This is a genomic window from Streptomyces sp. MH60 (assembly GCF_002939385.1).
Taxonomy (GTDB): Bacteria; Actinomycetota; Actinomycetes; order Streptomycetales; family Streptomycetaceae; genus Streptomyces.
In genome coordinates this window covers 118,977-142,153 of sequence record NZ_MULI01000005.1, presented here as the reverse complement: position 1 = coordinate 142,153, position 23,177 = coordinate 118,977, and the positions used below count along the sequence as shown (strand labels likewise).

At 72.7% G+C, this 23,177-nt stretch carries 19 protein-coding genes and 1 riboswitch; of the genes, 4 read left to right on the top strand and 15 right to left on the bottom strand.

All coding sequences use genetic code 11. The features are described from left to right. The first annotated feature begins 210 nt into the window (after positions 1 to 210). Positions 211 to 1,269 carry a septation protein SepH gene (sepH, locus tag BZZ08_RS06235; RefSeq protein WP_104631119.1) on the top strand — a complete coding sequence of 353 codons (1,059 nt, stop codon included), beginning with the start codon at positions 211 to 213 and terminating at the stop codon, positions 1,267 to 1,269. Positions 1,270 to 1,424: 155 nt separating this feature from the next. On the opposite strand, the gene BZZ08_RS06230 is transcribed toward sepH, so the two are convergent. Continuing rightward, a complete protein-coding gene (locus BZZ08_RS06230) occupies positions 1,425 to 2,276 on the bottom strand; it encodes a sulfurtransferase (protein ID WP_104631118.1) in 852 nt (283 codons plus the stop codon). Between the two features lie 241 nt (positions 2,277 to 2,517). Between BZZ08_RS06230 and BZZ08_RS06225 the strand changes: the two genes are divergently transcribed. Next, positions 2,518 to 3,321, top strand: coding sequence for a VOC family protein (locus BZZ08_RS06225; RefSeq protein ID WP_104631117.1), 804 nt, complete (start codon positions 2,518 to 2,520; stop codon positions 3,319 to 3,321). 46 nt (positions 3,322 to 3,367) lie between these two features. Here the strand turns inward: BZZ08_RS06225 and BZZ08_RS06220 are convergent, their stop codons facing one another. From BZZ08_RS06220 to BZZ08_RS06195, 6 genes are all read right to left on the bottom strand, one after another. Next, positions 3,368 to 4,216: a class II fructose-bisphosphate aldolase gene (locus tag BZZ08_RS06220; RefSeq protein WP_104631116.1), complete on the bottom strand. Its 849-nt coding sequence runs from the start codon at positions 4,214 to 4,216 to the stop codon at positions 3,368 to 3,370. Positions 4,217 to 4,309: 93 nt separating this feature from the next. After that, positions 4,310 to 5,248, bottom strand: coding sequence for a DMT family transporter (locus tag BZZ08_RS06215; protein WP_104631115.1), 939 nt, complete (start codon positions 5,246 to 5,248; stop codon positions 4,310 to 4,312). Continuing rightward, positions 5,245 to 6,237, bottom strand: a complete 993-nt coding sequence (locus tag BZZ08_RS06210) for a BadF/BadG/BcrA/BcrD ATPase family protein (RefSeq protein WP_104631114.1) — start codon at positions 6,235 to 6,237, stop codon at positions 5,245 to 5,247. Before BZZ08_RS06210 ends, BZZ08_RS06215 begins: the two co-directional genes overlap by 4 nt. 49 nt (positions 6,238 to 6,286) lie before the next feature. Beyond that, positions 6,287 to 7,444, bottom strand: a complete 1,158-nt coding sequence (locus BZZ08_RS06205; protein ID WP_104631113.1) for an SIS domain-containing protein — start codon at positions 7,442 to 7,444, stop codon at positions 6,287 to 6,289. Next, positions 7,441 to 8,772, bottom strand: coding sequence for a D-tagatose-bisphosphate aldolase, class II, non-catalytic subunit (locus BZZ08_RS06200; RefSeq protein ID WP_104631112.1), 1,332 nt, complete (start codon positions 8,770 to 8,772; stop codon positions 7,441 to 7,443). Before BZZ08_RS06200 ends, BZZ08_RS06205 begins: the two co-directional genes overlap by 4 nt. A 244-nt stretch (positions 8,773 to 9,016) precedes the next feature. Beyond that, the gene (locus BZZ08_RS06195; RefSeq protein WP_198601314.1) at positions 9,017 to 9,805 is read right to left on the bottom strand and encodes a GntR family transcriptional regulator; all 789 of its coding nucleotides are present in this window, start codon (positions 9,803 to 9,805) and stop codon (positions 9,017 to 9,019) included. Positions 9,806 to 10,048: 243 nt separating this feature from the next. On the opposite strand from BZZ08_RS06195, the gene BZZ08_RS06190 reads away from it, so the two are divergent. Next, positions 10,049 to 12,118 carry a glycoside hydrolase family 36 protein gene (locus BZZ08_RS06190; protein ID WP_104631110.1) on the top strand — a complete coding sequence of 690 codons (2,070 nt, stop codon included), beginning with the start codon at positions 10,049 to 10,051 and terminating at the stop codon, positions 12,116 to 12,118. A gap of 34 nt (positions 12,119 to 12,152) precedes the next feature. Here BZZ08_RS06190 and BZZ08_RS06185 read toward each other — a convergent pair whose 3' ends face one another. The 4 genes from BZZ08_RS06185 to BZZ08_RS06170 form a co-directional block, all read right to left on the bottom strand. Further along, complete coding sequence (locus BZZ08_RS06185; protein ID WP_104631109.1) at positions 12,153 to 12,803, bottom strand: thymidine kinase; 651 nt, start codon at positions 12,801 to 12,803, stop codon at positions 12,153 to 12,155. A 43-nt stretch (positions 12,804 to 12,846) separates the two neighbouring features. Next, entirely contained in the window at positions 12,847 to 14,040 is a 1,194-nt protein-coding gene (locus BZZ08_RS06180) for an alkaline phosphatase family protein (protein ID WP_104631108.1), read from the bottom strand. Then, positions 14,040 to 14,636: a DUF5998 family protein gene (locus BZZ08_RS06175; protein WP_042825364.1), complete on the bottom strand. Its 597-nt coding sequence runs from the start codon at positions 14,634 to 14,636 to the stop codon at positions 14,040 to 14,042. Before BZZ08_RS06175 ends, BZZ08_RS06180 begins: the two co-directional genes overlap by 1 nt. 95 nt (positions 14,637 to 14,731) lie before the next feature. Beyond that, on the bottom strand, positions 14,732 to 17,635 hold the full coding sequence (locus BZZ08_RS06170) for a bifunctional acetate--CoA ligase family protein/GNAT family N-acetyltransferase (RefSeq protein WP_104631107.1): 2,904 nt from the start codon (positions 17,633 to 17,635) through the stop codon (positions 14,732 to 14,734). Between the two features lie 200 nt (positions 17,636 to 17,835). Here BZZ08_RS06170 and BZZ08_RS06160 point away from each other — a divergent pair, with 200 nt between their 5' ends. Next, positions 17,836 to 18,117, top strand: a complete 282-nt coding sequence (locus BZZ08_RS06160) for an HPr family phosphocarrier protein (RefSeq protein ID WP_007445064.1) — start codon at positions 17,836 to 17,838, stop codon at positions 18,115 to 18,117. A 166-nt stretch (positions 18,118 to 18,283) separates the two neighbouring features. On the opposite strand, the gene BZZ08_RS06155 is transcribed toward BZZ08_RS06160, so the two are convergent. From BZZ08_RS06155 to BZZ08_RS06140, 4 genes are all read right to left on the bottom strand, one after another. Next, positions 18,284 to 18,979 carry a GntR family transcriptional regulator gene (locus BZZ08_RS06155; RefSeq protein ID WP_104631106.1) on the bottom strand — a complete coding sequence of 232 codons (696 nt, stop codon included), beginning with the start codon at positions 18,977 to 18,979 and terminating at the stop codon, positions 18,284 to 18,286. 127 nt (positions 18,980 to 19,106) lie between these two features. Continuing rightward, on the bottom strand, positions 19,107 to 19,871 hold the full coding sequence (locus BZZ08_RS06150; protein WP_104631105.1) for a M23 family metallopeptidase: 765 nt from the start codon (positions 19,869 to 19,871) through the stop codon (positions 19,107 to 19,109). 12 nt (positions 19,872 to 19,883) lie between these two features. After that, positions 19,884 to 20,048: riboswitch (cyclic di-AMP (ydaO/yuaA leader) on the bottom strand. Between the two features lie 191 nt (positions 20,049 to 20,239). Then, positions 20,240 to 21,628, bottom strand: a complete 1,389-nt coding sequence (locus BZZ08_RS06145) for a M16 family metallopeptidase (RefSeq protein WP_104631104.1) — start codon at positions 21,626 to 21,628, stop codon at positions 20,240 to 20,242. Continuing rightward, entirely contained in the window at positions 21,625 to 22,992 is a 1,368-nt protein-coding gene (locus BZZ08_RS06140; RefSeq protein ID WP_104631103.1) for a M16 family metallopeptidase, read from the bottom strand. Before BZZ08_RS06140 ends, BZZ08_RS06145 begins: the two co-directional genes overlap by 4 nt. Positions 22,993 to 23,177: the final 185 nt, after the last annotated feature.

The following is a 23,177-nucleotide window of genomic DNA, read 5'->3' as shown; positions in this document are numbered from 1 at the left end:
CCGCCAGGAGGGGAAAGTTGCACAGGGTGACGGAGTTGGTCACTTAGCGTTGCGAACAGGTAACCGTGCCATAACGGCGATCCCGGGCTCTCGCCCGACACGCCGGGCAACTCGGCAAGGTTGTGGCAGGCTGCACCCGGGCAGGCCACACTCGACAGAGCGGAAGCAGCGACGCACGTGACGTCGGCAGGCACCACCCGGGAGGTCCCCATGCCCGAACTGCGTGTCGTGGCCGTCTCGAATGACGGCACACGGCTGGTGCTGAAGGCTGCGGACAGCACGGAGTACACGCTTCCGATCGACGAGCGGCTCCGGGCCGCCGTACGCGGCGACCGTCCCCGCCTCGGCCAGATCGAGATCGAGGTGGAGAGTCATCTCCGCCCCCGCGACATCCAGGCGCGTATACGAGCCGGCGCGACCGCGGAAGAGGTCGCCCAGATGGCCGGCATCCCCGTCGACCGCGTACGGCGCTTCGAGGGTCCCGTGCTCGCCGAGCGCGCCTTCATGGCGGAGCGGGCCCGCAAGACCCCCGTCCGCCGCCCCGGCGAGAACTCCGGGCCGCCCCTCGGCGAGGCCGTCCAGGAACGGCTGCTGCTGCGCGGCGCCGACAAGGACACCGTCCAGTGGGACTCCTGGCGCCGCGACGACGGCACCTGGGAAGTGCTGCTGGTCTACCTGGTCGCGGGCGAACCGCACTCGGCGAGCTGGACGTACGACCCGCCCCGGCGGCTCGTCCAGGCCGTCGACGCGGAGGCGCGCGCGCTGATCGGCGAGTCCGACGACCTCGCCGCGCCCGAGCCCAGCTTCCCGTTCGTGCCGCGCATCGCCCGGCTGCCGCGCGACCGGCCGCTGGACCGCACCCTCGACCGGGAGCAGCGGGAGCGGCCGAGCCTGCCCCCGCCGCCGTCCGAGCCGTCCGACGACACCGCGGCCACCGCCTCGGCCGAGCGCGAACGGGACTCGCTCACCAGCCTGCTGGAGGCCGTACCGAGCTTCCGCGGCGACCTGGTGGTGCCCGAGCGCGCTCCGGAACCGGTGGAGGAGCCCGTCGAGGAACCCGAGGTGGAGGAGCCTCCCGCCCCCGCGGCGTCGGCCGGTTCCGCCTACGCCGACGTGCTCATGCCGCGCTCGGTGGCCAGCCACCGCGACCGCCTGACCGGCTCCACCGACCGCCAGGCCGAGGCCGACGGCGTCCGGCCGGGCCGCCGCGCGGCGGTGCCGAGCTGGGACGAGATCGTGTTCGGCACGCGGCGCAAGAAGCAGGAGTAGTCGAGTCCCGGCCAGATGAGTGGAGTCTCCACCGAGTGGAGTCTTCGCTGAGTCGAGCCTTCACTGAGTGGAGTCTTCGCCGAAGGCCGTGAACCGTGCCGTACGAGGCCGGGGCCGCACCCGCGTGGGTGCCGCCCCGGCCTCGCGCACGGGCCCTACTGCGGGTCGGGCCCCACCGCGACCGGCCGGGCCGGGTCCGAGGACCACTCGGACCACGAGCCCACGTACAGCGCCGCCGGGATCCCCGCCACCGCCAGCGCGAGCACCTCGTGGGCAGCCGACACGCCCGAGCCGCAGTACACGCCGACCGCGCCGTCCTCCGTCGCGCCCAGGGCCTTGAAGCGTGCCCGGAGTTCCTCGGCGGGCCGGAAGCGCCCGTCCGGGGCCACGTTCTCGGCCGTCGGCGCGGACACGGCGCCCGGGATGTGGCCGCCGACCCGGTCGATCGGCTCTACCTCGCCCCGGTAACGCTCCCCCGCGCGGGCGTCGAACAACACCCCGGACCGGGCCAGCGCGGCGGCGCCGTCCGCGTCCAGCAGCCCCGGCGCGCCCGGCACCGGCGCGAAGTCGCCCTCCGCGGGCGTCGGGACCTCCGTCGACAGCGGCGCGTCCCAGGCCGGCAACCCACCGTCGAGGACCCGCACGTTCGGGTGACCCGTCCAGCGCAGCAGCCACCAGGCGCGGGCCGCCGCCCACCCCTGCCCGCCGTCGTAGACCACGACCGGCCGCCCCTGCGACACGCCCGCCCGGCGCATCGCCGCACCGAACTCCCCGATGTCGGGCAGCGGGTGCCGACCGTTCGCGCCGGGCGCGGAGGCCAGCTCCCCGTCCAGGTCGACGAAGACGGCACCGGGAAGATGCCCGGCCGCGTACTCGGCCCGGCCGTCGAACGGCGGGGCTCCCGCCGCCTTCGCCGTGCTCAGTTGCCAGCGGACGTCGAGCAGGACGGGCGGATGGGCGCCCGCCAGTTCGTCGGCGAGTTCGGATGCGGAGATGATGGCGTTCATGGCCCCATCCTGGCGTACCGAGTGGCCGAGGCGTCGATGTCGGGCTACTCTGCCCGCCGGACAGTACCGATCACGAGGCGTACGGGTTCGGGCACATGCTGTACTGCCCGGCCAGGCGGGCTGCCCCACGAGCGCCGGGTCGCCCGAACCACGCACCGGAACCCGGTGCCGGTATCGGTGCCGAGGCCCGTCGGAGCGGAAGCGGACGCACGGCCCGCGGAGGGCCGAGAAGAGGGTGACGATGACCGACGCACGGGGATCGGACAGCCGGATCGGTGAGACGAACGCCCGGCGCGCGCCCGGCACACCCTGCTGGGTGAGCCTGATGGTGCACGGACCGGCCGCCACCCACGACTTCTACGGAGCCCTGTTCGGCTGGGAGTTCCGGCCCGGCCCGCAGCAACTGGGCCCGTACGCGCGGGCCCTGCTCGACGGGCGGGAGGTGGCCGGCATCGGTCAGCTGCCCCCGGACCGGCAACTGCCCACCGCCTGGACGCCCTACTTCGCCGCCGACGACGTCGACCGGACGGCCGAAACGGTGCGCATGTGCGGTGGCACGGTCGGTGTCGGCCCCCTGGACGCGGGCGAGGCGGGCCGCATGGCCCTCGGCTCCGACCCGGCCGGCGCCGTCTTCGGCATCTGGCAGGCGGCCGCGCACCTCGGCACGGCCATCGCCGGGGTGCCCGGCACACCGGCGTGGAACGAGCTGCTGACGTACGAGACGGCGAGCATCGCCAAGTTCTACGAGAGGGTCTTCGGCTTCGAACTCCTCCCGGAGCCCTCCACCGACCGCGACTACGTCACCCTGCGCCTCGACGGCCGCCCCGTCGCCGGCATCCACGGCGTCGGCGACGCCCTGCCGCGCGACCGGGGGCCGCACTGGATGACGTACTTCGAAGTGGCCGACACGGACGAGTCGGTGGCACGCCTCGTCGACCTGGGCGGGCACGTCCTCGCCCCGGCCCGCGACACGCCGAACGGCCGGGTGGCGACGGTGGTGGATCCGGAGGGGGCGCGGTTCACGCTGCTGCACGCGGAGCGGTGACGGGCGAGGAGGGCGGCTGTCCGCATGCCGCACGCCTCGGCGTCGCTCAGCCGCCCAGCACCCCGAGCAGGACACGTACCGTCTCCGCCATCGTCTCCCGGCCGCGGGCGACGTAGGGGCGGGGGTCGGTCAGGTCGGGGCGCGCCGCCAGTGTCTCGCGGACCGCGCCCGTGAAGGCGACGTTGAGGGCGGTACCGACGTTGATCTTCACGATGCCCGCCCGGACGGCTCGCCGCAGTTCCTCGTCCCCGACCCCCGAGGAGCCGTGCAGCACCAGGGGCACGGGCACGGCCTCCCGCAGTCGTTCGATCAGTGCGTGGTCCAGGGACGCGGACCGTTCGGTCATGGCGTGGCTGCTGCCGACGGCGACGGCCAGGGCGTCCACGCCGGTGTCCGCCACATAGCGCGCCGCCTCCTCCGGGTCGGTGCGCACCCCGGCCGCGTGGGCACTGGCGGGGGCGTCGGGCTTGCCGCCCACGTACCCGAGTTCGGCCTCCAGCCACAGGCCGGCGCCGTGGGCCCACTGGGCCGCGGCGCGGGTGGCGGCGAGGTTCTCGGCGTAGGGCTGCGCCCCGGCGTCGAACATCGCGGAGGAGAACCCCGCGTCGGCCGCCCCGCGCAGCAGCCGCATGTCGGTCACGTGGTCCAGGTGCAGTGCGACGTCGATGTCGCAGGCCTTGCCGACCTCGGCCGCGGCCCGCGCGATCGGCTCCACGCGGCCGCCGTGGAACAGCACGGCGTTCTCGCTGATCTGCAGGATCACGGGGGCGCCCGCGGCCGTCGCGCCGGAGGTGATCGCCTCTGCGTGTTCCAGCGTGATCACGTTGAACGCCGCGACGGACCGGCCCGCGGCGGCGGCCTGCGAGACGAGCTCTCGGGTGGGAACCAGCGGCATGGGGGTGTTCCCCTCGCTTTCGTGTTGCTTCGACGGTCGGTCGGGCCGGTACGGGGCGGGTGCCGCCCGCTCCGGGCGGGCGAGCGTTCGTGACTACCCTCCGACGGAACTCACGTCGTCCTCCGCCGCACCCGGTGCGACGGCGCTCTCGCCGCTCTTCTCGTCGCTGTAGACCATCAGGGTCGAGCCCGCGAGGGCGAGCACGATGCCGAGGGCGCCCCACACGCTGGGCAGCGTCTGGTAGACCGCCAGGGACAGCACGATGGTCAGCACCGGGGCGAGCGCGTTGGTGACGGGGGCGACGACCGTGGCCTTGCCCCGGCTGAACGCCATGACCAGGAACAGCGCGCCGACCGCGTTGAGGACCTGGGTGACCGCGGTGAGCGCCGGTGCCTGCCAGGGTGCCCCGGACGGGAGACCGCCCATGATCGCGAACGCCACGGGAACCAGCAGCAGTCCGCTGATGGTCATCCACCCGAAGGTGGTCGCGTCGTTGACCCCGACGAGCGCGGCCTTGCGCATGCAGAAAGCCTGCACACCCCAGGCGACGCAGACCAGGACGGCGATCAGCAGCCACGGGCCGTGCGCGTCCGAGTCGCCCCCGCCACTGGGGATGCTGAGCAGCACGATCGCCACCAGCGCCGCGACCACGCCCACGACGGCGAGCCGGGTGAGCCGCTCCCGCAGCAGCACCGTCGCCATGAGGACGGTGATCACCGGGGACAGCGACACCAGGGGGAAGATCAGGTACGCCGGGCCGTCGGCGAGGGCCTGGAACAGCAGGAGTTGTCCGCCGGCGCCGGTCAGGCCGGCGATCAGTCCGTACATCGCGGCGACCGGCCTGCGGTCGAACTTGTTGCCGCGCATCGCGAAGTACGCGGGGATGAGCATCGTGAAGGCCCAGATGATGTAGATCATCTCGTTGGGGTAGCCGTACCTGTTGTTCGGCTCGCTGGAGAAGGCGCCCCACACACCCCAGAACAGGACCAGCAGCGATGCGTACAGGATCCAGCCTCTTGCGGCGTTCTTCATTCTTCGTCCTCTCCTGAGGCAGGGGACCCGGGGGTCCTGCGCAGCGCGTCGAGCGCCGGCCGGTCGAGCGGGGTTCCGGCGAGTTTCGCCGCGTACAGGGCAGCGCCCACGACGGGCTCGTACCGGGGGTGCCGCAGCTCGTAGCCGGTGAAGCGGCTCCTCAGTCCGGTGGTGAACGCCTCCAGCACCCCGGCGGCGCCGAAGGTGCCGCCGGAGTAGGAGATGGGTACGGTCTCGTCCGGGCCGAACCCGAGCCGTTCGCGGGTGACTTCCACGAGCAGGGCGAGTTCGCGGCCGGCCGCCGCGAGGATCTCCGCCGCGGCCTCGTCGCCCGATGCGGCCGCCGCTGCCACCGAGCGGCTCAGCGCGGCGATCCGGCCCCGGTCGCCCTGCCACCGGTTGTGGACGACGTCGATGACGTCGAGGTCGGACTCCAGACCGAGCCCGCTTCGGAACACCGCGGCCAGCGGGCCCTCGGGGAGCCGTCCGTCGCTCATCCGGGAGAAGGCGTTGAGGCCGCGGACCGCGATCCAGTACGCCGATCCCTCGTCGCCGAACGTCTCGCTCCAACCGCCGACGCGTACCCCCCGGCCCAGCCGCTCGCCGTAGGTCATCGAGCCGGTGCCGCTGATGACGTTGATGCCGTCGACCGCGCCCAGCGAACCCGCCCAGCCGCAGACCATGTCGTTGTCGCACGCGTAGCGGTCGTGCCCGAGCACCGCTCGCGGGGTCGCGTCGAGGACGGGCAGGTCGCGGGCCGCCTCCCCGTAGCCGGGCAGGCCGAAGAAGGCGTACTCGATGTCGGCCGGGGTCAGTCCGGCCGCCGCGCAGACGGTGTCGACCCCTTCCTTCAGCACCCGCTCGACCAGCTCGATGCCGTGGGAGAAGTAGTACGAGCTTGCCGCCTGTGCTCGCGCCACCACCTGCCCGGACCGGTCGACCAGGCAGAATGCGGTCTTCGTACCACCGCCGTCGACACCCAGGAACATCGTCGTACCTCCCTCCGGCGCCCTCGATCCGCGCCGTCGCCGCCTTCGGTCAGTTGTTCAAGGAGTGCAGGATGACGCCCTGCACCACGCGGTTGACCTCACCCGAGGGGAACGGGTTGTCGGGCCGCAGACCCCGGGCCTGGGAGGCGCGCAGGGCGATGAGCTGGGCGTACACCACGGCGGGCAGTGCCAGGGCGACGTCCTCGACGTCGTCGAGGCCGGGCAGCGGCCAGGCATCGGCCGCGCCCGTTCCCGCGCCGGTCTGCGCGTCGACCGCGACGACACTGCCGGCGGGGAGGTTTCCTCGCAGCTCCGTGACGATGTCGTGGTCGTACTGGCGGGTGTACGGGTCGTTCGACACGTACACCACCGCGACGGAACGTTCGTTGAGCACCGCCTTGGGGCCGTGCCGGAATCCCAGCGAGGATTCCGCGACGGCCATGAGCGTCCCGCCGGTGAGCTCCAGCACCTTCAGTGCCGACTCCTCCGCGAGGCCCTTCAGCGGGCCGCTGCCGAGGAAGACGATGCGCTCGGGCGCGCGGTCCACCAGGGCGCCGGCGGTGCGGTCGGCGGCGGCGCCCTCGATGATCGACTCCGCTGCCCGTGCCAGGCGTTCGGCGACCCCGTCGTAGGCGTCCTTGCCCAGGGCGAGCAGTGCCGCGAGCGTCATGCAGGTGAAGCTCGACGTCATGGCGAAGCCGCGGTCGTTGGACGCGGGCGGCATCAGCAGGACGTGGGACTCCGGCCGCTCGGCGTGCTCGCGTGCCAGGCGGCCCTGCTCGTTGCAGGTGATCACGAGGTGGTGCACCTCGGTGAGCACCTGGTCGGCCAGGGCGGTGGCGGCGACGGACTCCGGGCTGTCACCCGACCGCGCGAAGGAGACCAGCAGCGTGGGCAGGTCCTCGGCGAGGCAGCCGCGGGGGTCGGCGACGAGGTCCGTGGTGGGGACCGCGTCGACGCGCCGGCCCAGGCGCCGTGCCAGGGCCGGCTGGAGCACCTGCCCGGCGAACGCGGAGGTCCCGGCGCCGGTGAGGACCACGCGCAGGTCGCGGCGCGCCACGAGCGGACCCAGGAACGCGTCCAGCGATTCCCGGGAGGCCGTGACGATCCGGTCGACCTCCCGCCACAGGACGGGCTGCTGGGCGATCTCGCGAACGGTGTGGACAGCGCTGTCGTCGAAGGGCAGCGTGCCGGGGGACGTGCTCACACGTACTCCTTCTGGCTGGGCTTCTGGTTCTGGTCCGGACCCTGGTACTGGTCCTGGTTGGCGGCGCGGTCGTAGTCGCGCAGGACGTCGCGGACGTGGTCCACGGCCAGGTCCCGCGGGCGGGCGGCGAGCTCGCCGCGCCGAACGCGGGCGTACTGGAGTGGAAGATGCGCGCTGAGCAGCGGCAGCGGGACCCCCGCGGCCGAAAGGTTGGCCAGCAGACGGGCCTCGGCCGCTTCGATCTCGGGGTCGGTCCAGTAGTAGCGCATCCGGTCGCTGTAGCTGTAGCGGCGGGCGAGGCGCTGCTCGGCGTCGCTGCCCGGGTAGTAGCCCTCCCACTCGGCGGGCTCGGCGAGCATCCGCCGCTCGACGACCTCGGGAAGCCGTGACCGCTCACCGGCCGGCACCAGCTCGTCCTCGATCGCGGCGAGGGCGAACAGTGCCTCACGCAGGGCGAAGGTCAGCCCGGGACCCACCTTGAGGACCGCCCAGTGGTCCTCGACCAGCGCGGTGAGCGCCTCGGCGGTCTGGTAGTCGGTCGAGTGTGCCTCGTAGACCATGGTGGGCTCGTCGTCGAGGACCTTGCGCAGCTCCTCGGTCGATTCCCGCCGGTAGTCGACGACCCGCAGGTGGTCGAACTCCACGGCCGGCTGCACCACCAGGGCCATGACGCGCGGCCAGACCCCTTCGATGCCGTGCCGGGCGAACGCCTTCCGGTGCTGCTCCAGAGTCGTGCGCGCCGCCTCGGGCGTGGTCGGCACGAGGGCGCCGAGCGTCTCGTGCGCGCCACCGGGCGTGGGCACCTCCGTACCGATCACATACCGGATCTGCTCCGCCCGCTCCGGGCCCACCGTGTCCTCCGCCGCCCGGATCAGCCGCGCGGCGCGTTCGGCGACCACGTCGTCGGTCAGCGGCACGGGGTCACCGGCGCAGGGGAAGCTGCAGTCCAGGTGGATCTTGGTGAAGCCCGCCTCGGCGTAGGCCGCGACCAGGGCTTCGGCCCGCTCCATCGCCTGGTCGGGCGTCAGGGACTGCCACCGGTTCGGACCGAGATGGTCGCCACCGAGAATCACCCGGTCCAGTGGCAGACCACGTTCCGTCGCGATGCCGTACACGAGGTCTCGGAAGTCCGCGGGCCGCAGGCCCGTGTAGCCGCCGTACTGGTCGACCTGGTTCGAGGTCGCCTCTACCAGTACAGGACCACCGGTCTCACGCGCCTGCGCCACGGCCGCTTCGATGACCAGCGGATGGGCCGAGCACACCGAGGTGATGCCCTGTGGCCGTCCGGCCTTCTGGCGCCGGACGACCTCGTCCAACGGGCTCTGCATCGCCAACCCCTCACTGAAGTGCGATCTGAGTTCGTTCGCCGGGATGATGACCCGGCCCGAGCTCCTGCGGAACGCTACTGGTCTTATTTCCGGTCGTCAATAGACCTTTTTTGGTATGCATCTGGTCTGCATGGTGGGTAGGCGATGTCCTCCGCCTGCCGCGGAGTGCCGAGCGACGACGCGCCCCGGACCGACGACGAGCCGGGCGTCGGTCGCTCCGACGCCCGGCTCGAGCAGGGGATGGTCAGATCTGGTTGGTGATGGAGGCCCGGAACCGGTAGCGGTCCCCCCGGTAGACCTGGACGGTCAGTTCGATCGGGCGCCCGGCCTGGTTGGAGGTCAGCTGGGTCGCGACCAGCATCGGCATGGTGGCGCCGATCTCGAACAGCTCCATCTCCCGTGCCGTCGGGTGGCGGGCTTCGACCGAGTAGTCGGCGACGCGCGGGAGTTGCGGCGGGTCGGCGGCGCGCAGGATGGCGTACAGCGAGGCGGTGTTGAAGTCGGCGTCGGCCAGGGCCGGACACGCCGACAACGGCAGCCGATTGTGCTCCAGCACGACCAGCAGGCCGTCCAGGAACCGCAGCCGGTGGAGGTCGAAGAGGTCGGCGCCCGGGGCGACGCGGAGCTGTTCGCCCTCCGCCACCGTGGCCGGCCGGACGGTGGCGGAGAGCACCTTGCTGGCCGTCGTCAAGCCGTTGGCCTCGGCGTAGTCGGCGAACCCCTGCACCTGGGGCACAGCCGAGGCGGGCGCCGTCGCCGTATCCGGGAACAGGCCGGGTTCGGCGACGAACCACCCGCGTGACGACGACGGCCGCACGATGCCCCGCGCCTCCAACTGGGCGAGAGCGGCCCGCAGGGTCACGCGCGAAACGGCGTACCGGGTGACCAGCGCCCGCTCGGAGGGCAGCCGGTCACCGGGGCGGGCGGCGGCGGCGCGCAGGTCGTCGAGGAGCCGCGCGGCCGTGCGCTCGTACAGCGGGAGGGCGTCGTCGGCGAAGAGGCCTCGGGGCATCGGCGTGCTCGCTTCGGTCATACCAGAAGCGTACCGGTTCGACCGGCGCGCAGACGCCCGTATCCCTCACTTCCGTACCGGCACGAGGTGAACTCCTGGGCTACGACGAATCTTTGAACCATTGACATGCCAATTGAAGACCACTTACGTTCTCAATGCAGGCCACCCAGAGTCCGATGGTGTCGTCCTCGGCGCTCACGGGTGTCCCGACTCCGTTCGAGGAGCCGGTTACGGACCAGACCCTGCTCCGAAAGAGAGACCGACATGACGGATGTGAACCGGCGAAGCGTGCTGAAGGTGGCGCTGGGGGGTGCCGGGCTGGCCGCCGTCCCCTCCGTGGCTCTGGGCGCCCCGCCCGCGGTCGCCGCTGGGCACCGCGGGCCCGACCTCGTCGGGGTCGGCGACACCTCCATCACGTTGGAGTTCGACGACCGGCTGCGCAGCAGGGTGGCGTTGCGGGGCGTCGACGTCACGCGCTTCGACGCCGGTGAGGCCCTGCTGGTGGGCGACAGGGCGATCGACGAGTTCGCCTACGGCGGCCACGAGACCCGCAGGACCAGGCATTCCCGGCACGGCGCGGGCGTCGGGGTGACGGTCTGGGGCGAGTCCGCGACCGGCGTCCGCAAGACGGTGGAGCTGACCTCCTTCCAGCGTCTGACCGGGATGATCGTGATGAAGGTGACCTACACCAACGGGACCGGTGCCGATCTGCCGGTCACCGGGTGGCGCAGCGGAGCCCACGAACTCCTGGAGGTCCCCGGTGGCTTCTACACCTTCTCGGGTACCACGTACGAGGACCGTCGCGACTGGGTGCAGCCGATGACGGACGGGTTCGTCCAGAAGAACTCGCTGGGGATGGACGCCTCCGACTACGGCGGCGGCACCCCCGTGGCGACCGTGTGGCGGCCGGGCGCCGGTCTCTCCGTCGGGCACGTCGAACCGGTGCCCAGGATGCTGCGCCTGCCGGTGCGCAGGACGGCCGGCGGGGCGAGCCTCGCCGTCGAGGGGGACACCCCGGTCACGCTGAAGCCGGGCCGGCGCCTGACCACCGACGCCACGTTCCTGACCGCCCTGCCGGGCGACCACTTCGTGCCGCTGCAGCGCTATCGCGACTACATGGGGGACGTCGGTCAGCGTGCGCCCAGGACGCCCGAGCCGGCCCTGGAACCCATGTGGTGCGCCTGGGGTTACGAACGTGACTTCACCGTCGAGCAGGTCGTCGGCACGCTGCCCAAGGTGCGTGAGGTCGGCCTCAAGTGGGCGGTGCTCGACGACGGCTGGCAGACCAACGAGGGCGACTGGGACCTCGACCCGCGGAAGTTCCCGCGCGGCGCGAGGGACATGCGCGCCTTCACCCGGCAGATCCGGGACGCCGGCCTGCGGCCGCGCCTGTGGTGGGCTCCGCTGGCGGCGGACCCGGAGAGCGAGCTGTACAAGAACCGCTCCGACATGCTCCTGCTGGACCGCGAGGGCAACAAGCAGCGAGTGAGCTGGTGGGACGCCTGGACCCTGTGCCCCGCGTACCAGCCGACGGTGGACTACTTCGTCGGGCAGGTGAAGCGGTTCATCGGGGACTGGGGATACGAAGGGCTCAAGATCGACGGCCAGCACCTCAACGCCGTCACGCCCTGCTACAACCCGGCGCACGGGCATGCCCGCCCCGAGGAATCGACCGAGGGGCTCGCGCGGTTCTGGAAGGCGGTGTACGAGGCCGCGCACGAGGCGGACCGCGACGCCGTCGTCGAACTCTGCCCCTGCGGCACCGCCTTCGCCTTCCACAACCTGCCCTACGTCGACCAGTACCCGAGCTCCGACCCGCTCTCGTCCTACCAGGTCCGCACGAAGGGCAAGACGATGAAGGCCCTGATGGGCCGGGGCAGCAGCTACTCCGGCGACCACGTCGAACTGAGCGACGGCGGCGACGACTTCGCCTCCAGCTACGGTGTGGGAGCCGTCCTGTCGACGAAGTTCACCTACCCCGCGGGCCCGGACGACGGGATCGTGCTCACCCCGGAAAGAGAAGTCCTCTGGCGCCGGTGGCTGAACCTGTACGAGGAGAACATGCTGTCCACCGGCGAGTACCGGGGCGAGCTGTACGACGTCGGCTTCGACAAGCCCGAGGCTCATGTGGTGGCCAAGGGCGCGGCCCTGCACTACGCCTTCTACGCCGGGCGATGGGACGGGACGGTCGAGCTGCGTGGCCTGGGCCGGGGCAGGTACCGCCTGACCGACCCGTTCAACGGCACCTCTCTCGGAACCGTCGACGCCCGGCACAACACCGTGCGGCTGTCCTTCGAGCGGTTCCAGCTCGTCGTGGCCGAGCGCATCGGCTGATCAGGGCCCGGGCGCGCCGGTCCCGGCACTCGACTCAGGTGGCGGAGACCGGCAGCACGTCCGGTGACAGCGCCGCCGCCCGCGCCGTCCCGCTCGTCATCCGCCGGCGGTGGTGGCGGCGGCACAGCACCTCGTAGCCGACCTCGTCCGGGGACTGGGCGACGTCGCCCACGACCACCTGGGCGCCCTCCACGACCATGACCCCGCCGACGGTGCGGGCGTTGTGCGTGGCGCGGGCGCCGCACCAGCACAGGGCCTCGACCTGGAGCACCTCGACCCGGTCGGCGAGTTCCACCAGCCGCTGGGAGCCCGGGAAGAGCTTGGAGCGGAAGTCGGTGGTGATGCCGAAGGCGTACACGTCGACGTCGAGGTCGTCGACCACCCGCGCGAGCTGGTCGATCTGGTCCGGGGCGAGGAACTGCGCCTCGTCCGCGATCACGTAGTCCACCCGGCCGCCCTGCGAGAGGTGGTCGACGACGTGGGCGTACAGGTCCTGGCCGTCCCCGACCTCGACCGCGTCGGTGACGAGACCGAGGCGGGAGGAGAGTTTGCCCTCGCCCGCGCGGTCGTCGCGGGTGAAGATCATGCCGGCCAGTCCGCGTGCCGAGCGGTTGTGCTCGATCTGGAGAGCCAGTGTCGACTTCCCGCAGTCCATCGTTCCGGAGAAGAACACCAGCTCGGGCATGAGGGGTTGGGCACCTTTCGGCGGAGTAGGGGTGTGCGGGGCGTCAGGAGCGTACTTCGAGCAGCGGGACGAGCTGCTCGGCAGGGGTCATCGAACCGTGGTTGCCGACCATCGCCGACTCCTTGGGCTCGCGCTCGGAGGCGATGAGCAGGACGTCGTCGCGTGCGGCGGCGACGACGTCGCCGATGCGGTCGTACACCCGGTCGTCGATGCGGGGCCCGAACCAGCCCGCCGCGATCGCCTCGTCCCGCGAGGCCACCCAGAACTGCTCACCGAGCACCTCGCGCCAGCAGGTCAGCACGTCGTTGTGAGCGCCGGGGACGGCGTAGACGTGGCGGGCGCGGCCCTCGCCGCCGAGGAGGGCGACGCCCGCCTTCAGCTCCCAGTCCTCGTCGAAGTCGATGCGGTGGTCCTCGTCGAAGGGCACGTCGACCATGCCGTGGTCGGCGGTGACGTACAGGGCGCTGCGCGGCGGCAGCTGCTCGGCGAGGCGCTGGACGAGCCGGTCGACGTGCGCGAGCCGGCCGCGCCAGGTGTCGGAGTCGACGCCGAAGCGGTGGCCCGCGCCGTCGACCTCGGCGTAGTACGTGTAGACGAGGGCCCGGTCGGCACCGGCCAGCTGCTCGGCGGCGCAGTCCATCCGGTCCTCGCCGGACAGGCGTCCGTGGAACTGGCCGCCGCTGAGCGCGACCTTGGTCAGCGGGGTGTTCGCGAACGTCGGGGAGGAGACCTGGGCGGCGTGCACACCCGCCTCGTGGGCGAGGGCGAAGACGGTCGGATACGGCTGCCAGGGGCCCGGCGCGGTCCACGGCTGCCAGCGCAGCTGGTTCATCAGGGCGCCGGTGTCGGGATCGCGCACCGTGTACCCGGGCAGGCCGTGGGCGCCCGGCGGCAGACCGGTGCCGACGGACGCGAGGGAGGTCGCCGTGGTCGCCGGGTAACCGGCGGTGATCGGGCGTCCGGTGCCGCCGCGCGAGCTGTCCAGCAGCGAGTTGAGGAAGGGGGCGTCGTCCGGATGCGCGCGCAGTTGCTCCCAGCCGAGGCCGTCGATCAGGAAGACGCAGTTGCGGTCGGCGGGGGTCAGTTCGGTGATCCCCGCGGTCATGCCGGGAACGCCGAGACCGGCGGCCAGGGTGGGCAGCAGATCGGCGAGGGAGCCCGTGCCGTACTCGGGTACGGGGGCGGAGTCGACGGGGAGCGGTTCCGGGTGGGTGTCCCAGGCGGTGTGCTGCACCATCAGCGCGCGGAGTCCGCGGTCGCCTCGGAGAGGGCCTGGGCGAAGGCGAGCGCCTGGCGCACCGTCTCGGGTCCGTCCCCGGCCTCGCTGACGCGCAGGCTGAGGTCGTCGGCCGTCGAACTGCCCGTGTAGCCGTGGTCGGCCTCGCAGTTGGGGTCGCCGCAGGCGGCGGGCTCCAGGTCGAGGCGGGAGACGGCGCCCCAGCCGATGGTCAGCACGATCTCGCGGGGCAGCGTGCCCGGCTTGTACTGCTCCGGGTTGGCGACGACGCGGCTGACGACGATGGACGAGATCCGGCCGAGCTTGACGGACTCCGTGGACGTCGTGGCGTACGGCGTCGGGGAGGTGTCGTCGGCGGCCTGCTCGTCGGTGTGGCTGACGATGAAGCGGTTGCCGGTGAGGACCAGCACGGTCACGTGCCGGCGCACCTCGTTCTGGTCGAACGTCGTCTCCTGATGGACCAGGTACGACCGCACGGGCTCGCCGCCCACGGCGGCTTCCACCGCCTCGGCCACGAGGGCCGGGTAGTAGCCGCTGCGCTCGATCGCCGCTCGCAGCCCCTGGGTCGTCGTACTGGTCTTGGCCATGCCGTCCATCCTACGGGGACCCACTGACTGCGAGGGACGCTCCCGCGGTACCCGTCCCGGACCGTGCCCGGCGCGGGCACCGGGCGGGTGCGGAGCGTGGCGGGTCAGTACGCCGGCAGGGTCCGCGGGCCCAGGTCGTCGCGGGCGGGAGGGGGTGCGAGGCGTACCGAGGCGCCGAGGACGCTCAGGCCGTGCGGGGCGACCACGACCGGTTCCAGGGTGACCGCGACGACCTCCGGGTGGTCGTCGACCAGCCGGGAGACCCGCAGCAGCAGCTCCTCCAGGGCCGCGGCGTCGACGGGTGCGGAGCCGCGCCAGCCGAAGAGGAGGGGCGCCGTGCGGATGGAGCGGATGAGCGAGGTGGCGTCCCGGTCGGTGACCGGGATCAGCCGGTGCGCCATGTCGCCGAGCAGCTGGGTGGCCGCGCCGGCGAGGCCGAAGGAGAGCACCGCGCCGGCCGCCGGGTCGATGACCGCCCGTACGACGGTGTCGACGCCGCGCGGGGCCATGCCCTGCACCACCGGGCGCAGCTCCGCGGGGGCGCCGAACAGCTCGGTCAGTTCGGCGTAGGCCCGGCGCAGTTGCTCCTCGTTCGCGAGGTCGAGGCGTACGCCGCCCAGGTCGGCGCGGTGCCGCAGGTGCGGGGCGGTGGCCTTGAGGGCCACGGGGTAGCCGATGGTCCGCGCGGCGGCCGCGGCGTCGTCGGGGGTGGGGGCAGGCAGGGCGCGGTGGACGTGGACGCCGTACCTGCCCAGCAGCTCGCAGGTCTCCTGGGCGCCGAGGGTGAGCCCCTGACCGCGCGCGAGGTACCCGGCTATCTGCTCGGCGGCGCCCTTCTCGTCGATGTCCTCGTACTCCGGCACCTTGCCGGGGTCGGCGGCGTCGCGCCGCCACTGGGCATAGGCGACGGCCTCGCCGAGGGCGCGGACGGCGCGCTCGGCGGCGGGGTAGGCGGGGATGAGGTGGGCGCCCTCCGGGACCGGGACGGCGGACGGCTGCCGGGCCGGGGCGGCGCCTGGGCGGGGCGGCCCTGACGGGCGGGGCGGGCCGGAGGCGGACTCCTCGACGGGGCCGGGGGCGGCGTGCGGGGCGGTGCCCGGGGCGGGCTGGGAGGTGGTGCCCGGGGCCGCTTGCGGGGCGGTGCTCGCCGCCGCGGACAGGGCCTCCGCCAGGCCGCCCAGCTCCACATGGACCACGAGGACCGGCTTGGTGGGGACCGCGGCCGCCGCCGAGCGCAGCGCCTGAGCCAGCGCGGCGTCCCCCGCCGCCCCCTCCCCCACCGTCGGGATCGCGGTCACCACGACCGCGTCGCACGTGTCGTCGGCCAGGGCCCTGGCCAGGGCCGCGTGGAAGTCGTCGGCCGAGGCGGCGGTCGTCAGGTCCAGCGGGGGCTGCGGGCGCAGGCCCTCGGAGAGGCACGCGTCGTAGGTGAGCAGCCCCAGGGACTCCGAGTTGCCCAGGATGGCCACCCTCGGTCCGGCGGGCAGCGGCTGGCGGGCGAGGAGCAGCCCCGCGTCGACCAGGTCGGTGATGGTGTCGACCCGGATCACGCCCGCCTGCCGCAGCAGCGCGGAGACCGTCGCGTGCGGCAGCCGGGTCGCCCGTACGGCGTGCCCCTGGGGCGCCACGCCGCCGTGCCGGGCTCCCTGCACCACGACCAGGGGCTTGGCGGCCGCGGTGCGCCGGGCCAGGCGGGTGAACTTGCGCGGGTTGCCGATGGACTCCAGGTACATCAGCGCGACATCGGTCTCCGGGTCGTCGTACCAGTACTGCAGGACGTCGTTGCCCGAGACGTCGGCCCGGTTGCCGGAGGAGACGAACGTGGACACGCCGGTGTGACCGGTGACCCCGCCGCCGCGCCGGTGCAGCCGGGAGAGCAGGGCGATGCCGATGGCACCGGACTGGGCGAACAGGCCGATCCGGCCGGGGCGCGGCATCTCGGGGGCGAGGGAGGCGTTGAGCCGCACGTCCGGGGAGGTGTTGATGATCCCGAAGGCATTGGGCCCGATGATGCGCATGCCGTACGTGCGCGCGTGCCGCACGAGGGCCCGCTGGCGTTCGCGTCCGTCGGGGCCGCTGTCGGCGTATCCGGCGGAGATCACCACCAGTCCCTGCACGCCGTGTTCGCCGCACTCGGTGACGACCTCGGGGACCTGCTCGGCGGGCACGGTGACGACGGCGACGTCGACGGGCCCGTCGATGTCGCGCACGGAGCGGCACGCCGGGACCCCGTCGAGGTGCTTCTGGTCCTCGGGAAAGGCCCTGTTCACGGCGTACAGGCGGCCCGTGTACCCCGCGTCCCGGATGTTTCCGAGGATGCTGCGGCCGACGCCGCCCGGGGTGCGGCCGGTGCCGACGACCGCGACCGAGCCGGGCTGCAGCAGCCGCTGGACGGAACGGGCCTCCGCGCGGTGCTCGCGCGCGTACTGCACGGCGAGCGAGCGGTCGGTGGGTTCGAGATCGAACTCCAGGCGGACCACCCCGTCCTCGAAGCTCCGCTTCTGGGTGTACCCGGCGTCCATGAAGACTTTGATCATCTTGTTGTTGGCGGGCAGCACCTCGGCGGCGAAGCGGCGGATGCCCCGCTCGCGGGCGACGGCGGCGATGTGCTCCAGGAGGGCCGAGGCGACGCCGCGCCCCTGGTGGGCGTCCTGGACGAGGAAGGCGACCTCGGCCTCGTCGGCCGGGGAGGTGGCGGGCGTTCCGCCGGCCCCGATCCGGTCGTAGCGTACGGTGGCGATGAACTCGCCGCCGATGGTGGCCGCGAGTCCCACCCGGTCCACAAAGTCGTGGTGCGTGAAGCGGTGGACGTCCTTGGCGGACAGGCGAGGATACGGCGCGAAGAAGCGGTAGTACTTCGACTCGTCGGAGACCTGCTCGTAGAAGCTGACCAGGCGCTCGGCGTCATCAACGGTGATGGGTCGGACGCGCGCGGTGCCGCCGTCGCGCAGCACCACGTCGGCTTCCCAGTGGGCGGGGTACTCGTGCCGGTCCGACGAGGTCTGCATGGGCCCCAGAGTACGGCTCGCGTCCGACAACGGCGCGGGGCAGTCTGTGGGGGCACGAGCTCGGACCGAGGCCGCGGTCCGAGCACCGCACGGGACGGCGCACGCGGTCGTCCCGGCCTGCTTCACGATGTGGGAAACTGGTCTAGACAAGACTGGTCTAGACAACTCCAACCCTCTGAACACCTGAAGGGCAGCATCACATGGCTGAGCGCCGCGTCAACGTCGGCTGGGCCGAGGGTCTCCACGCCCGCCCCGCCTCCATCTTCGTCCGAGCCGCCACGGCCACAGGCGTCCCGGTGACGATCGCCAAGGCCGACGGGTCCCCCGTCAACGCGGCCTCCATGCTGGCCGTCCTCGGCCTCGGCGCCCAGGGTGGCGAGGAGATCGTCCTCGCCTCCGACGCCGAGGGCGCGGAGGCCGCCCTGGACCGGCTGGCGAAGCTGGTCGCCGAGGGGCTCGAGGAGCTTCCCGAGACCGTCTGAGCCCGAGGGACGGCACCACCGAAAGGCCCGCCGGGACACCGGACGGGCCTTTCGCTTCTTTTCTCTTCCGTTTCTCCGCCCTTTCGGCCCGCCCGCGTGTTCATCCTGTTTACGGCAGCGGAAAACACCGGGCGGAATTCCCCGCCCTTTGTATACGGCACCCGCGTTACCGACGCGGGCCCGCCGTGTTTACGGGATGTTGCGCATTCCTCACACGCTCCGTCCGCCCGCCGCCGGAGGCGAAGCGCAGCCGGTGCCCGGACGCCGACCGCTCGATGTGCAGGGTCATGAGCGCCCGCGCGCGTTCGCCGTCGCCCCGGGTCACCGCATCGGTGATCGCGCCGTGCTCCGCCCAGTACTCCACCGGGCCGGCCGGTGCCTCCACGACGTACATCCAGGCGATCTTGTGGCGGAGCTGGGTCAGCAGCGCCGTCAGGGAGGGGCTGTCGGCCGCGCGGGCGAGGGTCTCGTGGAACCAGCCGCCCAGTGAGCGCAGTTCCTCGCCGGTGCCCTGCCTGGCCCGTTCCTGCCCCAGCCTGACCAGCCCGCGCAACACCCTGAGGTGGGCCTCGGTGCGCCGCCGGGCGGCCCGGGAGGCCCCGAGCGGCTCCAGGAGCGTGCGCGTCTCCAGCAGGTCGGCGGCCTCCCGCTCGGTCGGTTCCGCCACGCACGCGCCCGCGTGCCGCCGGGTCACCACGAAGCCCTCGGCCTCCAGCGTGCGCAGGGCCTCGCGGACGGGGACGCGGGAGACGCCGTAGCGACGGGCCAGGAGTTCCTCGGTGAGCCGGCTCCCGCGGCCGTGTACGCCGGTGACGATGTCGTCCCGGATCGCCGTGCACACGGAATGCGCCGGAATACGCATGAGCGACCTCCCCTTGACCCCCGTGAAACGCCGGTGATTGACGTGTTCTGCCCGACCCCAGGCCAATCAAGCGATATTAAATGCGAAAAGCCCCGGCTAAGGAAGCCGGGGCTTTCGGACGTCTCTGTCAGACGTTGACGCCGTGGGAGCGGAGGTAGGCGACGGGGTCCATGTCCGAGCCGTACTCGGGGCTCGTACGGGCCTCGAAGTGCAGGTGGGGTCCGGTGACGTTGCCGGTGGCGCCGGAGAGGCCGATCTGCTGGCCGGGCCCGACCGACTGGCCGACCGAGACGCCGATGGACGACAGGTGCCCGTACTGCGTGTACGTGCCGTCGTGCATCTTGATCACGACCTGGTTGCCGTACGCCCCGCCCCAGCCGGCCTCGACGACGGTGCCGACGCCCACGGCGTGCACGGTCGTGCCGCTGGAGGCGTGGAAGTCGATGCCGGTGTGGCTGCCGGAGGACCACAGGGAGCTGCCGGCCTGGTAGGCGGTGGAGACGTACGAGGCGGTGATCGGCGCGACGAAGGTGTTGAGGCGCTTGCGCTCCGCCTCCCGCGCGGCGCGCTCCTTGGCCTCGCGCGCCTCCTTGGCCGCCTCGGCCGCTCGCTCGCGGGCCGCTTCCCGGGCCGCCTCGCGGGCGGCGGCGTCCGCGGCCGCCTGCTGCTGGGCGACGGCCTGGGCGTCTATCTCGTCGGCCACGGAGTCGCCGATGGTGACGACCGGTGTGAGTCCGCTCTGCTCCACCGCGGACTCGGCGGCGAGCGCCGGGGCCGCGAGGGTGCCGACGACGCCGGTGGTGGCGAGGGCCGCGACTCCCGCCGCGCGGGCGGTGGTGCGGTGCACCCGGCCGGTACGGCGGTGCTTCCCGGTGGCGCGCGTGAACGCCATGTAGAGGTGTGTCCTTTCCTTCCCTCTCGCCTACCGGGTTAGCTGACGGGTTCGGAGGTGGAAGGTCTCCTACGGACCCCCTCGCTCTGCGCGCGGGCGTCCGATTCACCCCAGGGACTGCGGTGGGTCCCCGGCTCCCCTGGCTCGCGCCGTACGGGGACTCGGCGATGACTGTCCGGTGCCGCGGGTGCGGCGCACTGCATGACGAACAGCCCGGAAGACGCTAAACGCGGCTGCGTTCAATTCTCAAACGCGACAGGCTTTTTGTAGCGCACGCCACAGGGCAGACGGGCAGCCACTCCCCCAATACGGACAAACGGCGGCCCTGGTGACACTCCGGTCACCAGGGCCACCCCACGCGCGTGCCGCTACTCGGCCGCCACCACGGTGACTTCGCCGATGCCGAGGGCCTCGACGGGCTCCTTGATCTGCGCCGCGTCGCCGACGAGGACCGTCACGAGGCGGTCCACCGGGAAGGCGTTCACGACCGCCGCGGTGGCCTCCACGGTGCCCGTGGCGGCCAGTTGACGGTAGAGCGTGGCCTGGAAGTCGTCCGACAGGTGCTGCTCGACCTGGTCGGCCAGCGTGCTCGCCACGGCCGCCGCCGTCTCGTACTTCAGCGGCGCCACGCCCACCAGGTTCTGCACGGCCACGTCACGCTCGGCGTCGGTGAGCCCCTCCGCGGCGAGCTTGCGCAGCACCGTCCACAGGTCCTCCAGGGCGGGACCGGTGTTGGGGGTGTCGACGGACCCGCTGATGGCGAGCATCGCGGCGCCCGTGCCCTCCGGCGCGGACCGCAGGACCTGGCCGAACGCCCGTACGCCGTAGGTGTAGCCCTTCTCCTCGCGCAGGACGCGGTCCAGGCGCGAGGTGAGGGTGCCGCCGAGGCAGTAGGTGCCGAGCACCTGCGCGGGCCACACGCGGTCGTGCCGGTCGGCGCCGGTGCGGCCGATCAGCAGCTGCGTCTGGACGGCGCCGGGACGGTCCACGATGACGACGCGGCCCCGGTCGTCGGCGGTCACCGGGGGCACGGGGCGCGGCTCGGCGGTCGAGCCGGTCCACGCGCCCAGGGTGTCGCCGAGCAGCGCGTCCAGGTCGACGCCGGTGAGGTCGCCGACGACCACCGCGGTGGCGGTCGCGGGGCGGACGTGCCGCTCGTAGAAGGCACGTACGGCCGCCGAGTCGATGGCCGCGACCGTCTCCTCGGTGCCCTGGCGCGGGCGCGACATGCGCGAGTCGGCCGGGAACAGCTCCTTGGAGAGTTCCTTGGCGGCGCGCCGGGAGGGGTTGGCCAGCTCGTGCGGGATCTCGTCGAGCCGGTTGCGCACCAGCCGTTCGACCTCGCTGTCCGCGAAGGCGGGTGCCCTGAGAGCGTCGGCGACCAGGCCGAGGGCCTTGGCGAGGCGCGAGGCGGGCACCTCCAGGCTCAGCCGGACGCCGGGGTGGTCGGCGTGCGCGTCCAGGGTGGCGCCGCAGCGCTCCAGCTCGGCGGCGAACTCCTCGGCCGAGTGCTTGTCGGTGCCCTCGGAGAAGGCGCGCGCCATGATCGTGGCGACGCCGTCGAGACCGGCGGGCTCGGCGTCCAGGGGGGCGTCGAGGAGCACCTCGACGGCGACGACCTGCTGGCCGGGGCGGTGGCAGCGCAGCACGGTGAGGCCGTTGTCGAGGCTGCCGCGCTCGGGGGCGGGGAACGCCCACGGCTTGGGCTCGCCGGCCTGCGGCTGGGCGTGGAATTCCATGGTGGCCAGCTCGGTCACTTGGCCGCCTCCTCGTTCTCGTCGGTGGCGCCGGTCGTGTCGGCGTCGGTCTCGTCGGCGGGGGCGGTGGGCTCGTAGACGAGCACCGCGCGGTTGTCGGGGCGCAGGCGGGCCTTGGCGAGCTCCTGGACCTCCTGCGCGGTCACCTCGAGGACCCGCTGCACCGCGGTGAGGGCGAGCTGCGGGTCGCCGAACAGGACGGCGTACCGGCACAGTTCGTCCGCGCGGCCCGCGACCGTGCCCAGGCGGTCCAGCCACTCGCGCTCGAGCTGGGCCTGGGCGCGCTCCATCTCCTCGGCCGTGGGGCCCTCCTCGGCGAACCGGGCCAGCTCCTCGTCGATGGCCGTCTCGATGACCGGGACCTCCACGTCACCGGACGTCTTCACGTCCAGCCACCCCAGGGAAGGTGCCCCGGCGAGCCGCAGCAGGCCGAACCCGGCGGCGACGGCGGTACGGTCGCGGCGTACGAGCCGGTTGTACAGGCGGGACGACTCGCCGCCGCCCAGCACGGTCAGGGCCAGGTCGGCCGCGTCGCACGCGCGCGTGCCGTCCTCCGGCAGGCGGTAGGCCGCCATCAGGGCGCGGGCCGGGACCTCCTCCTCGACGATCTCGCGCAACTGCCCGCCCATGACGTCGGGCAGCGCACCGTCCCGGGGCGGCTGCTTGCCGTCGTGCGAGGCGATGGAGCCGAAGTACTTCTCGATCCAGGCGAGCGTCTGCTCCGGGTCGATGTCGCCGACGACCGACAGCACCGCGTTGTTCGGCGCGTAGTAGGTGCGGAAGAACGCGCGCGCGTCCTCCAGGGTCGCCGCGTCCAGGTCCGCCATCGAACCGATCGGCGTGTGGTGGTAGGGGTGCCCCTCCGGGTAGGCGAGGGCGGTCAGCTTCTCGAAGGCCGTGCCGTAGGGGACGTTGTCGTAGCGCTGGCGCCGTTCGTTCTTGACGACGTCCCGCTGGTTCTCCATCGACTCCTCGTCCAGGGCGGCCAGCAGGGAGCCCATGCGGTCGGCCTCCAGCCAGAGGGCGAGCTCCAGCTGGTGGGCGGGCATGGTCTCGAAGTAGTTGGTCCGCTCGAAGCTGGTGGTGCCGTTGAGCGAGCCGCCGGCGCCCTGCACCAGCTCGAAGTGACCGTTGCCCTTGACCTGGGCGGAGCCCTGGAACATGAGGTGCTCGAAAAGGTGAGCCAGGCCGGTGCGCCCCTTGACCTCGTGGCGCGAGCCGACGTCGTACCAGAGGCACACCGCCGCGACCGGGGTCAGGTGGTCCTCGGAGAGCACCACGCGCAGGCCGTTGGCCAGGCGGTGTTCGGTCGCTGTCAGGCCGCCGGAGCCTGCCTGGGCTGTGGCCGTGTGACCCATGGGCATGTACGTCCCTTCGATCGCGAGATCCTGGTGGCGTCACTGGGTGAACCACCTGGTGGAATCAGTGGGCGGAACTGCGGAATTCCGCCGATCCTGCCACTGTATGCAAGCGTGCGGGCCACCGGTGGAGTTCCCGGACCTCGTACGCCGAGAGCGAGAACGCGGTCGGCGGGACGGCGGCGCGGACG

What these genes read in the sequence shown, in the direction of transcription:
- sepH (WP_104631119.1), top strand. Translation starts at nt 211, where the DNA reads ATGCCCGAACTGCGTGTCGTGGCCGTCTCGAATGACGGCACACGGCTG.
- BZZ08_RS06230 (WP_104631118.1), bottom strand. Translation starts at nt 2,276, where the DNA reads ATGAACGCCATCATCTCCGCATCCGAACTCGCCGACGAACTGGCGGGC.
- BZZ08_RS06225 (WP_104631117.1), top strand. Translation starts at nt 2,518, where the DNA reads ATGACCGACGCACGGGGATCGGACAGCCGGATCGGTGAGACGAACGCC.
- BZZ08_RS06220 (WP_104631116.1), bottom strand. Translation starts at nt 4,216, where the DNA reads ATGCCGCTGGTTCCCACCCGAGAGCTCGTCTCGCAGGCCGCCGCCGCG.
- BZZ08_RS06215 (WP_104631115.1), bottom strand. Translation starts at nt 5,248, where the DNA reads ATGAAGAACGCCGCAAGAGGCTGGATCCTGTACGCATCGCTGCTGGTC.
- BZZ08_RS06210 (WP_104631114.1), bottom strand. Translation starts at nt 6,237, where the DNA reads ATGTTCCTGGGTGTCGACGGCGGTGGTACGAAGACCGCATTCTGCCTG.
- BZZ08_RS06200 (WP_104631112.1), bottom strand. Translation starts at nt 8,772, where the DNA reads ATGCAGAGCCCGTTGGACGAGGTCGTCCGGCGCCAGAAGGCCGGACGG.
- BZZ08_RS06195 (WP_198601314.1), bottom strand. Translation starts at nt 9,805, where the DNA reads ATGACCGAAGCGAGCACGCCGATGCCCCGAGGCCTCTTCGCCGACGAC.
- BZZ08_RS06190 (WP_104631110.1), top strand. Translation starts at nt 10,049, where the DNA reads ATGACGGATGTGAACCGGCGAAGCGTGCTGAAGGTGGCGCTGGGGGGT.
- BZZ08_RS06185 (WP_104631109.1), bottom strand. Translation starts at nt 12,803, where the DNA reads ATGCCCGAGCTGGTGTTCTTCTCCGGAACGATGGACTGCGGGAAGTCG.
- BZZ08_RS06180 (WP_104631108.1), bottom strand. Translation starts at nt 14,040, where the DNA reads ATGGTGCAGCACACCGCCTGGGACACCCACCCGGAACCGCTCCCCGTC.
- BZZ08_RS06175 (WP_042825364.1), bottom strand. Translation starts at nt 14,636, where the DNA reads ATGGACGGCATGGCCAAGACCAGTACGACGACCCAGGGGCTGCGAGCG.
- BZZ08_RS06170 (WP_104631107.1), bottom strand. Translation starts at nt 17,635, where the DNA reads ATGCAGACCTCGTCGGACCGGCACGAGTACCCCGCCCACTGGGAAGCC.
- BZZ08_RS06160 (WP_007445064.1), top strand. Translation starts at nt 17,836, where the DNA reads ATGGCTGAGCGCCGCGTCAACGTCGGCTGGGCCGAGGGTCTCCACGCC.
- BZZ08_RS06155 (WP_104631106.1), bottom strand. Translation starts at nt 18,979, where the DNA reads ATGCGTATTCCGGCGCATTCCGTGTGCACGGCGATCCGGGACGACATC.
- BZZ08_RS06150 (WP_104631105.1), bottom strand. Translation starts at nt 19,871, where the DNA reads ATGGCGTTCACGCGCGCCACCGGGAAGCACCGCCGTACCGGCCGGGTG.
- BZZ08_RS06140 (WP_104631103.1), bottom strand. Translation starts at nt 22,992, where the DNA reads ATGCCCATGGGTCACACGGCCACAGCCCAGGCAGGCTCCGGCGGCCTG.